The organism is Bacillus sp. AP50 (assembly GCF_040492675.1).
GTDB lineage: Bacteria > Bacillota > Bacilli > Bacillales > Bacillaceae_G > Bacillus_A > Bacillus_A cereus.
Window position 1 is genome coordinate 1 of the sequence record NZ_JBEUTW010000081.1, and the last position, 11,148, is coordinate 11,148.

Consider the following 11,148-nt stretch of genomic DNA (forward strand, 5'->3'; position numbering starts at 1 on the left):
ATGTAATACAACGAGAAAAAGAAATGAAACTAACGAAAGTAATGGACGAAATACGCACTAAATTTGGTAAGAACAGCATATTAAGAGGAATTTCGTATACAAATAGCGCCACAGCTAGATACAGAAATACACTAATAGGAGGACACAAATTATGAACAACGCTAATATGCCAAAAGGGCGCGGAATGGTGAAATGGGCTCCATTCGCCGCATTAACACCCCAATTTGATGGGATACGTGAAATCATTAGGGAACAACACAAAGTCACCCTTCCGATTTTAACAACTGAAGAAAAAGAACGAATTGAAAATATGCTATTATGTTCCTTATTATCTGAAGAGGAAATACTAATTACATATTTTGAAGACGGTTATTTACTCTCTAGTTATATGACCGTTGTAGATATTGACCCGTCAACTAGCGCTGTTGTATGTACAGATGCTTTTTATAATAAGATGAAGCTACAATTTTCCAATATAATAGATGTTAAATAGAATGAATTAATGTAATTACGTTTGGATTATTAAAAAGGAGTGTAAAAATGCAAGGAAATCAGTTAAGAAAGAACGCCGCAGGAGCATTTATTCATAATAATATTAATAGCTATCCCATTCTAAATATACCTATGATTATTAATAAGAAACATGGGATCATTTATGAAGTGTTAAACGCCGGTTTTCAAGCTAATGATGCAGTAGCAATGATAACTACGGATGGTTTTGCTACAACCAGAGTAAATGCACCGATTGTAACTGTAAAAAACAGTGATGGTACTGTTCAAGTATATCGCTTGCCTTTAGAATTGGAATCTTGGGTAATTTCTTGTATGCAGGCTGCTTCAGGAGGAAAAAATCCTTTTCCCTGTAAAGTCGCTTTTGGAATTATAGACACAAAATTTTTTGCGGAATTCAAATGAAAAGGTCTGCTTATTCAGCAGACCTCCTATCTTCAGAATACAGTAGTTTTCAAATACCCCTAAAATTATAACAATAACTTTTCTACACCTAAACCATCCATTAATAGCAGTTTCAAAGAAGGTGATATTTTAATTGCTTCTTCGATATCTAAATCTCCAAAATCCACCATATATAATCCAAATCCTTCTTTTCCATTTGCATATAATAGCACTTTCCCACCTTCATCATCACCAATTGCAAGTGAGTTAGGTATATATTTTTGGATATTATGAGCTTCATTCATCTCTATACAACCCTCTGGACTCCAAATACGGATATATATTTCATTATTTACATTAATCTCTGCATCTGTACATTGTTGAATTATCTCTAGATAATCTGAAGGAACATCTATTGATGAAAAATCTTGTAATTCTCGAATCGTTTCTTTAGTTGCTGGAGGTTCTTCTGTTTCTAAAGTGAAAATTGCATTTAAGTTCTCAAGTATACTCATTAATACTCAATCCTTTCATATTTTACTTTTAACTTATCAAGCATTCTATATTGTTGTTCTAAAGTTCCTCTAATAGTTTCTTTAGAAAATCCCGCTTTTTCAAAATCAGAAACTATATTCTTTAATTCCGCTTGTAAAGAAGAGCTCCATTTTCCATTTCCTAAGGCTACACGTTCATCACGTCTCAAGTTCTGCGCATTAGTAATAATAGTATGTGGTAACCCCTTTCCTGTTTCAATCGTCACTGTTGGTGCAAGTTTTGGATCATATCCATATTGACTTAGATTTGCTTCCGCCCATTTTCCTTGTAAACCATGATGAGATTGTAACCTTCCCCCATTTGGACCTTTCCCTTTTGGTTTAGGCATTGATTGTATATGCGTTTTATTAAAAAGCACATAATTCGACTCAGCACCCTTTACAGTTTTAACAGCACTAGCTGACATCTTTACACCTTTACCGATTTTAACCAACTTCCCGATTGGTGTAATACCCGCTACCGCCATACCTCCAGCTATGAATCTGTCGAAAGTACCTAGTTTCTCTCCCGTAGACGGATCTACCCCTTCCCAAGCACGCCGAACATCATATTCTCCACTTATTTCACCTGTAATATCTCTGGCTAATTTATTACCATCAAATTCTTTTTTTCCTGATTCTAATGAAGTTTCATTGTTTATTGTTTCTTCTTGATTTAAATCGCTATACACAATTTTATCAGATTCACGAGCTTTTTCCTCTGTGATTTTTTGAATTGATGCAGTCCAATTCATATTTAAATCTTGTATACTGAATGTTCCACTCGCAGGACTAAAACCTTTCCCACTTTGAACTTCTGCAAGACCTTGAGCAATACTCGTAGCTAATTGAAGCGCTGTATCATAATTACTACTAGAAACATAATTAAATTCATATAAATGCTCTAGTTTTTCTTGAAGCTTTTTTTTCATCGTATCATAAATTCCCACCATAACTTGCATTCCTGGAAGGGTACTACTAGTTCCTTCAATATCTGCTTTCATTCGGTCAATTTCTCGAATTTGTTCTCGTATTTCTTGTTCAATGACATCTGTTGTAGCGACTTGTGATTTAAAATCGTTCGGAAAGGAATTATTCTGTCGAATTAATTCTTCACACAAATAAATAATTCCTTGAGCTAAAGGACGAAATGTCTGTGCAAAGAATGTCTTCCCTGTATCATAAGTTTTCCCTTGCAAAATAGTGTCGCCCACAAAATCATCAATTGAATTAATAACTTGTTCCATACCTTGAATAGTGGCTACACAAAAAGCATTCATACTTTCTGTTTGAGCTTGTACTTCTCCCAAATACATGTTTAAAGCCATGTACTCCCCCCTTAATAAGTAAATGATACCAACTAAAGGATAAAATTGTAAACTATGATTTTATTGATTTTTTTGATAATTTCAACTATAAAATTCTTAATGTTATTTCGCCGCTTTGTATCCTACAATTAATTTCGCAACCCCTTTTTTCAAACAATCAGAACATCAAGTCAATCACACCTTCCCAAAAGGTACAATTTTCTGGACACATACAATGGATAATTGTATCAAAATTTTGATTGTTCAACTATAGAATCGCATAGGAGATATATATTATTCTTTATATTCCTTATTTTCAGAAACATTACAACGCTGTCAGATAAATGAAAGGTTATTCAATATGAAAAAGAAAGTATGCGCATTACACTTATTTTGAAAAGGTAGAATATAAAGGAGACTTACTAGATGGAAACATTAAAGGTTCGTGAATTAAATAAAACTTATACTGGGAAGGTATCATATGAAGCACTTACAAATATTAATTTAACAATAAATAAGGGCGAGTTTGTAGGAATTATGGGGCCATCAGGAAGTGGAAAAACAACTCTGCTCAATATGATTTCCACTATTGATACTCCGACTTCAGGAGAAGTATTAATTAATGAAAAAACCCCTGATCGATTGCCAGCTGATGAATTAGCATTATTTCGACGTCGTGAATTGGGATTTATTTTTCAATCGTTTGACCTTCTGAATACATTAACAGTGAAAGAAAATATTGTTCTTCCACTTACATTAGAAAACGTGAATCTGTCAGAAATGAACAAACGAGTAGAATCAATTTCTATACAATTGGGTATAGAAAAGATTTTACATAAACGCCTATATGAAATTTCTGGAGGACAAGCTCAACGGACAGCAATTGCTCGTGCATTAATCCATTCTCCACAATTAGTTCTTGCAGATGAGCCGACAGGGAATTTGGATTCAAAAGCTGCAAATGATGTAATGCAATTATTAGTAAAATTAAATAAGGAGCGCCAAACAACTATGGTGTTAGTAACACATGATCCATTGGTTTCCAGTTACTGTGATCGAGTAGTATTTATTAAAGACGGAAAGCTTTATAACGAGATTAGATGTGAAGATAATCGCTTAATTTTTTATAAGAAAATTATGGATGAATTGTCTCTATTAGGAGGAACCGAGAATGAGTTTTCGTCAATTGGCCTGGAATAATGTCATTCGTAATAAGCGATTATATCTAGGATATTTTCTGAGCAGTGTTTTTACTGTAATGATTTTTTTCACGTTTGAGTTACTTACATTTCATCCCCAATTTAGTGGAAAGCTTGGAGCAACAAGTGAATCTATGATTGGTTTGGGTGCACAAGGATTTAAAATTGCTCAATATTTAATTATATTTTTTTCTTTTTTCTTTATTTTATATTCTGTTGGCACATTCTTGAAGACGAGAAAACGTGAATTTGGTATCTTAACATTTCATGGCATGACGAATTTCCAATTAAAACAGTTAATTTTCATTGAAAACATGTTAATTGGGAGTAGTTCAATTATTGTAGGAATTGGAATTGGGCTTATTTTTGGGAAGTTAATCTTATTAGTAAGTGCATCTATATTTGTTTTAAAAGGAGGATTGCCATTCTATTTTCCAACAAAGGCAATCCTTGTGACAAGTATTTCATTCTTGTTGTTATTTTTATTGGTTTCGTTCTTTACTACAAGAATAATTAAACTAACTCAGGTAATTGAATTGATGAAATCAGAAGAAAAACCAAAGCCAGAACCAAAAGTATCTAAATGGTTAGCTATATTCGCGATTTTGTTTATTAGTATTGGTTATGCTGCAGCATTTTATCTAGATACTGCGTTGAAAACAGGAAATCACTATATTTATGCTCTGTTAGCTTGTGTATTCTTTAGTGTATTAGGAACCTACTTTTTATTTACGCAGCTTAGTTTTTATCTGATTAAAACATTACAAAAGCGTGAGCACATATTTTTTAAGAAGACGAATCTGTTAACCATATCAGAATTATCGTATCGAATAACAGATAATGCAAAAACACTATTTATAGTCGCGATTCTATCAACAGTTACTTTGACATCTATTGGTGTTTGTCTTGCTATAGGTAGTAGACAATTAGCATTAGCTCAAAGTCCTTATGCATTTACTTATACATCCTATAAAGGAAATGTTTTAGAAAAATCTCATGTTTCTGAGATAGAAAAGCAATTAAATGCTACTGGATTTTCATATAAATTAGCGTCTTATACCATTATTGCAACACATAATAGGTTTGAGGTTATGAAGCTTACTGATTTTAATGCAACAGCGAAAATACTGGGGTATCCCACAGAAACTTTAAAGAATGAACAGGATAGTTTGATTCTTCCATCTAAAAATAGAATGAAACAACAATCTGAGAATGAATTAAAGAAAGAAGCCTCTATACTGAAAGAAGGAGATACGCATATTCATCTTTCTAACTCGAAGTTATTGTTAAATAATAAAATGAGACCGACAAATGGAGTTTACGTTGTTGTTGCTGATTCAGTTTACGAAAAATTAAAAAGGGCATCACAATTACAAGAAAATATAGCAGATTGGTATACGAATTACGGTTATTTAATTCAAAATTGGACTGATACAGAAGAAATTTCTAAAAAGATTACGAAAATAATCGATTCTGATACTCAAAAAGGAAAGGTGTTTTACAATTTTCATTCGTTATATTTAGATTGGATGGAAAGTAAACGATTTAATGCAATACTAGCTACTATCAGTGTGCTAGTGGGGATTGTATTCTTTGTGTTTGCAATAAGCTTTTTATATTTCCGTCTATTTACTGATTTAGAGCGGGACAAAAAACAATATGAAATGCTTTCTAAAATAGGATTAACTCAAAAAGAATTAAAAAGAATTGTGACGCAGCAACTTAGCATTTTATGTTTTATTCCTATTATTGTTGCAATTACTCATAGTAGTGTAGCCTTTATGGCATTACAATATTTAGTACAGCGCAAAGCAGGGGTAGATTTACCTGTTACAGGAAACTCCATTCTGATATTCACAAGTTTTATATTAGTACAGTTCTTTTATTACTTAATTATTCGAAGGAATTATTTACACCAGATGATTCAATAGATTTACTCGGGTTCTCGAAAAAATAAACACCACTCAAAAACAGTATGGTTAGCTTAAGTTAAACCATACTGTTTTTGATTTAGTTTTGAATTTTGAAAGTAATCAGGGTTGGGATTTATTTGATAAATACGTGTATTCGACTTGATACTTATTTTGTTAGCTTGATGGCGATGGGGTACCGCCAGCATTTTCCGATTATCTTAACTTCGATGTGAGAACTAGTGGAGTATCAATGGTTCTCACATCGTTTACATGTATTTAAAGTAAAATTGGTTTTAAATAAAGATTAATCTTTTATGCTGTATTATTGAGTTATCGCCCTATTAATTGAAAATGGGCATTTCCCAATCCTCTAAAATTGCCCAAGTAATTGCTGATTTTCCTTTTAGAGATTTCATTGAACCTACATATATATTTTCATTTGATTCACGTAAATGATTGTAATGTTTCGCTATTTCAATTGTTGTTGCTGAAACATTTTGGGCGGCAATATCTTCAATTTTCACCCACTTTAAAGAACCTTCATCACTTTCAATTAAAGTAGAATTTTTAGATACAGTACCAAAGAACACATATTGTATTCGGATTTCTTGATTTTCTTTTGACCTAAGTACAACATATCTAAGTGTTAAATTATTTATGTAATCGCTCTTTAAACCTGTTTCTTCTTCTATTTCTCTTAAACATGCCTTGTGGGGTTCATTGATTTCATCGCCCTCAATATGTCCTCCTATTGGAACTAAAAATCCTGCAAGGAATGTATCCTTTGGTTTCTTTTGAAGAAACAATACTTCTTGTTTTTCATTTAAAAGAAAAGCAACAGCCATTTGTCTAAGTTTCAAAACCTCAACCTCCTAATCTAATAGAATACAGTTTGTATTTTTTATTATAGTCCTTCTTTAACAAACTTGCATACGTTAGTATAATAAGCAAAAACGAAACTATTTATATAAATGCCATAAATGATATTCCAGTAAATTCTTATTTTAATTTCAAAATTTTTCATAGACTATACCACGTAATTTTAATAATTCATCTTTTAGACGTTTGTTTTCTTCTTCAAGTTTTTTAATTCGGCTATTTTTAGCTGCGATAAGAGAATCTTTACTGGCATCTGTCATATTACGTTTTATGATTTGTGGCGAATTCACTCCGTCTTGTTGCTTTCTCAATCCTTCTATTCGGTTTCGTATTTCTTGATTGTTATAGAGAAATGCCTTAGATACCCCGGATTCCATGGAAACCTGATTAAAGTTAATTTTAGCTTTCGTTTTTATAAGACGTTGTATTGCTTGATCCACCTTTTTTGATGTCTCTTTACTTTTCATCAATGCGTGTTTTTTAACACCTTCGGTATTTCTAATATGATTACTTCCCATGAGAACGTTCCTCCCCAATATATTCACGGCCCTTTTTCCCAGCTAAATGATGTATTGTTCCGCCTTTTAATGTTTCTAAAATAGGTTCTAGGCGTTCTAGAATAGCTTGATTTTTATCTATCCATACTTGACGACCTAGTAAGGCACCTTTTTCAATTACACCCTTAACTTCTTTGACTTCCAATTCAAATTTCGGTATGAATTCAGGTGTTGTACAAAAGTTACGACAGGATAAACATGGATTTGCTTGAGTAGGGCAAGGCTGCTTAATCGGCTTCATACAATAACCAAGCTCCATTTTTACAGCGTCTAAATTATGGCGTATATATTCCCATTCAATAATGTCTTCATTCGCGATATCAGTAAGTTCAACTTTAACTGGTCGTTTACTTTCAAGATCAATTCGAAAAACACCTTGTTTTGTAGCTTCTTCCCATGATTTACGCATTGTAGTATCAAGGACTTTTGCATATTGTAATGTCATCTCAGGAGAAGCATGAGCCATCCACTTTTGAACATGTAATATGTTCATTCCGTTATTAAGAAGTTCTACGCCCTTGGTATGCCGGAAGGCATGATTTTTTATATAAAAAGGATTACCTACATCGTCAATTATGTTTTGTTCTTTAGTAAAACGTTTCATACTCCTACAAATATCATAGTAACTAAAGGGTCTTCCTCTGCGAACTCCTTCCAACTGTACAAATAAATAATTTTTAGGATTATTGATAGTATTACTTTGATTCTTAGTCACTTGTATAACAGTTTTGACTATCTCTGCTATTTCTTTTGTAATTGGTACACGGTGATTCATAACTTGTGTTTTCTTTATATCACCGCATAGATACCACCCTTGGGATGTCTGCTCTAAACATTTATCATATCTCAGATTAAGAATGTCTGAAATTCTCCAACCAGTAGCTCGGAGTAAGGCGATTACCGGTATATATTTTGATGGTTTTACATGCTCTAATTTTTCTTCAATTTGTTGAAGGATATTTTCGGGAATATATTTGATATCATTTTCAGTTCTTGTAACTACTCTAGGGACATCTTCTTTAAATAATAATAGATTCACAGGCACCGTTGGTGCTTCATCAAATTGTAGTTTTTCTATTGTTTCCAAGAATACATTTAAAGCGATTAAATAACTTTTTTTGGAAAATGGTTTATCATGAAACTTTTTATTATGAAATACAAGGTAATCTTCAATATCTTTACGAGCTAAAGCATTTAAATCATTCCAAGCAGGGTATTTATTATATATAAAGTTTAAAAACACCTTTATTATTCTGACATCAAGGCTACATTGGCCGTGAGATAAATAACTAATTCTGAATTTTAAATACCGTTTTGCTACAGGGCGGAAAGGAGCAGGAATATCACTAAAATTTAATTTGTGTCTTGATTCATGATCGGGGAATCTTGCACCAGGAATATTCCTAACATCCCATACATCTTTCTCAAATTCGTCTCTTGTATCGTAGAAGTCTCTATAAAATAAAAACAAACGATTAAGCAGATTTTCGTAATTTGATAGCTTTCTTCTGTCGTAAATGCGTATGCTTAAACCTAATTCATTTAAATGTGATCTGAGTTGTAATAATGCCTTATTAATATCTAATTCGGTAAAACTGTTAATATTCGGATAAAATTCCGCAAGAAATTCAGAAAGTTGTTTAAAGGATCTAGCGTAATTATGTATAACAGAATCCAATTGTAGCTCACCATTTTGGACACGAGTTAATATGAAAAACTTAACTTCATTTTTAAGCTTAGGTGAAAATGCTGTAAAATTCATCTTACGATGAGTTTTTCCCCATTCTGATTTCCTAAAATTATTAAAAGCTGGATTATCTGTATTCCAAACATCATTTTCAAAATATCCAGAGAGTAAGCTGGTTATTTGATTGATTTTATTTTCTGGTAGTAAGTATCCAGTAGCTAAATTCATTCGTAATCCTCCTCGAATCCTTTGCTGATTCTCATATTCTCCTGCACTTTTTCCCAATCTTTCCTAATATCTTCGTCCGAAGGATGGATATACATCTGCATAGTTGTTTGTATATGAGCATGGCCAGCTCGCTTCATTAAATGTTCATCCTCCCAACCAGCTCTCCTTAGTTCTGTTAAAGATGTGTGACGTAACATATGTGGGGTGAAATAAACATTCGTTTTTTTACGTAAACGCTGGACCAGAGATACAACGTCTGTATATTCAAATGGATTACCTTTATTTCTTCCAGATAACTTAATAAATACATGATTTGTATCGACTTCGTCCGTATGGAATTGGGCAATATATTCTAGATACATATTAATTAAGTCCTCAGATACATCAATACAACGAGGACTACATACCGTTTTAATTTCAGCTAGATTGGATAGTTCACCTCGATCACGTATATGAATTCTTCTTGCATCAATTTCAAAATCTTCAAGCCACAAGGCAAGAGCTTCCCCAATACGCATAGAACTCTCCCAAAGAAGTTGAATTAGAAATAAATCACGTATATTAGTACAAGCATTCAGGATAGCGGAAACCTGATATTTTGATAGTACTTTAGGCTGCTGCTTAGATACTTTTAGCTTAAGGATATGAGAGCTAAAAGATTTATTTCGGTTTATATGGTGTAGAAAACTTTTGAATCCCTTTCGGGATCCTAAGACTTGTTTCTTTAGACGTTCACTTAACTGGATACTATAGTCTTCATGTCTCATCAGATAGTCGTAAAATCCAAGAACAGTATTAATGATGATATTTACTGTTTGAGCTTTTCTAATTGGTTCGTTAGGAAAAATAGGGGAGACCTTTACGTCATGATGTGGGTTTTGTAACCACCTCATGAAATCAGCCATGTCATCTATGCCGATCCTCCTGTAGTCCTTTTCAATTTGGTGTAAGAATTCAAAGAATAATTTTAAATGAAATGAGAAAGACCGTAAGGTATTACGAGAAGACCCACTATTATCCTTAAACTTTAAATATTGTAATACTGGTTGAACAGGCTCATTGTTATGATCAAGTAACATATAGCGAACCTTTCCTCCTTTTGTGAGAAGGGTAATTACTCTCATACAATCACTCCTTTTGAAATCTATTATTTTATTGAATATAGAAGGCTTTTAACCTCCTAATATTCCTCCTTCTTTATTTACTATACATACTATAAAAAATTAGTATGGTTAAATAATCTTTAAAGAAATAAAAAAACGTATGACTTTACAATGAATACTGTAAAGTCATACGTAATGACTAGTTAAGATAATTCCGAGATGCTGGCGGTACCCCATGCCCTCAAGCTAAGATTTTAAAGTATCCCCTAAACGAAATTTTTCCCCTTCTACATGTAGTTATCTTATCGTAAGCGTTGATGACATGAGATTCGAAAACGGATGACAACGTAAACTAACCAAAGTTTACATACGTAAAAAGGGTTGCTGTTGTTAAACAAGCGACTTGATTAATTACCATAATCCTTCCTATAGAACAACTTAATTTAGAGTTAATTCAAAGATTGGATCAACAGAGTAAACTTTTACAGGAAACTGATGCCCAGCGAGTAATAAGAGAAGAACAAAGAGATATTCAATTAATGCAAGTATTAAGAGAAATACAAGATAGCAAGCGTCTAATAGCAGCTTCAGAACAGAAAAAATCACTTTGGAGTCGTCTATTTGGTAAATAAATTTAGAATTTAATAATGGAAAAAAGGCTTACTTTTTATCAAAAAATAGATAAGGAATAAGCCTTTTTTAGTTATCAAGAATGATAGGTATATTAATTTAATTTGAGTACGGTATACAGGAGGAAATAGAAATGTATTAATTTTTTATTTACTAAACAGTTTTGTCTTTGCAACTAACAAAATTCCCAATCCGAAAAGAATTACATAGATTATGAG

General features: G+C 32.5%; 10 protein-coding genes and 1 pseudogene. 5 read left to right on the forward strand and 6 right to left on the reverse strand.

What is annotated here, in order from left to right:
* Window positions 1-151 precede the first annotated feature (151 nt).
* Window positions 152-493 carry a YolD-like family protein gene (locus tag ABWK52_RS07905; RefSeq protein WP_097842649.1) on the forward strand — a complete coding sequence of 114 codons (342 nt, stop codon included), beginning with the start codon at window positions 152-154 and terminating at the stop codon, window positions 491-493.
* Window positions 494-540: 47 nt separating this feature from the next.
* Window positions 541-915, forward strand: coding sequence for a hypothetical protein (locus tag ABWK52_RS07910; protein WP_097842648.1), 375 nt, complete (start codon window positions 541-543; stop codon window positions 913-915).
* 65 nt (window positions 916-980) lie between these two features.
* Here the strand turns inward: ABWK52_RS07910 and ABWK52_RS07915 are convergent, their stop codons facing one another.
* Complete coding sequence (locus ABWK52_RS07915; protein WP_353771908.1) at window positions 981-1,409, reverse strand: SMI1/KNR4 family protein; 429 nt, start codon at window positions 1,407-1,409, stop codon at window positions 981-983.
* Window positions 1,409-2,755: a pre-toxin TG domain-containing protein gene (locus ABWK52_RS07920; RefSeq protein ID WP_097856532.1), complete on the reverse strand. Its 1,347-nt coding sequence runs from the start codon at window positions 2,753-2,755 to the stop codon at window positions 1,409-1,411. The genes ABWK52_RS07915 and ABWK52_RS07920 overlap by 1 nt, the downstream gene beginning before the upstream one ends.
* A 405-nt stretch (window positions 2,756-3,160) precedes the next feature.
* Here ABWK52_RS07920 and ABWK52_RS07925 point away from each other — a divergent pair, with 405 nt between their 5' ends.
* Window positions 3,161-3,934, forward strand: a complete 774-nt coding sequence (locus ABWK52_RS07925; protein ID WP_097842647.1) for an ABC transporter ATP-binding protein — start codon at window positions 3,161-3,163, stop codon at window positions 3,932-3,934.
* A complete protein-coding gene (locus ABWK52_RS07930) occupies window positions 3,906-5,864 on the forward strand; it encodes an FtsX-like permease family protein (protein WP_097842646.1) in 1,959 nt (652 codons plus the stop codon). Before ABWK52_RS07925 ends, ABWK52_RS07930 begins: the two co-directional genes overlap by 29 nt.
* Before the next feature lie 323 nt (window positions 5,865-6,187).
* Here the strand turns inward: ABWK52_RS07930 and ABWK52_RS07935 are convergent, their stop codons facing one another.
* The 4 genes from ABWK52_RS07935 to ABWK52_RS07950 all read right to left on the reverse strand — a co-directional run bounded on the left by ABWK52_RS07935 (window position 6,188) and on the right by ABWK52_RS07950 (window position 10,321).
* A complete protein-coding gene (locus tag ABWK52_RS07935) occupies window positions 6,188-6,706 on the reverse strand; it encodes an NUDIX domain-containing protein (RefSeq protein WP_090694960.1) in 519 nt (172 codons plus the stop codon).
* Window positions 6,707-6,856: 150 nt separating this feature from the next.
* On the reverse strand, window positions 6,857-7,243 hold the full coding sequence (locus ABWK52_RS07940) for a DUF6262 family protein (protein WP_098472756.1): 387 nt from the start codon (window positions 7,241-7,243) through the stop codon (window positions 6,857-6,859).
* The gene (locus tag ABWK52_RS07945) at window positions 7,233-9,197 is read right to left on the reverse strand and encodes a tyrosine-type recombinase/integrase (RefSeq protein WP_353771909.1); all 1,965 of its coding nucleotides are present in this window, start codon (window positions 9,195-9,197) and stop codon (window positions 7,233-7,235) included. The genes ABWK52_RS07940 and ABWK52_RS07945 overlap by 11 nt, the downstream gene beginning before the upstream one ends.
* Window positions 9,194-10,321 (reverse strand): tyrosine-type recombinase/integrase, encoded by a 1,128-nt coding sequence (locus tag ABWK52_RS07950; protein WP_353771910.1) that lies wholly within the window; start codon window positions 10,319-10,321, stop codon window positions 9,194-9,196. The genes ABWK52_RS07945 and ABWK52_RS07950 overlap by 4 nt, the downstream gene beginning before the upstream one ends.
* A gap of 407 nt (window positions 10,322-10,728) precedes the next feature.
* Here ABWK52_RS07950 and ABWK52_RS07955 point away from each other — a divergent pair.
* Window positions 10,729-10,932: pseudogene (locus ABWK52_RS07955) on the forward strand (DUF3967 domain-containing protein); the annotation flags it as partial.
* Between the last annotated feature and the right edge of the window lie 216 nt (window positions 10,933-11,148).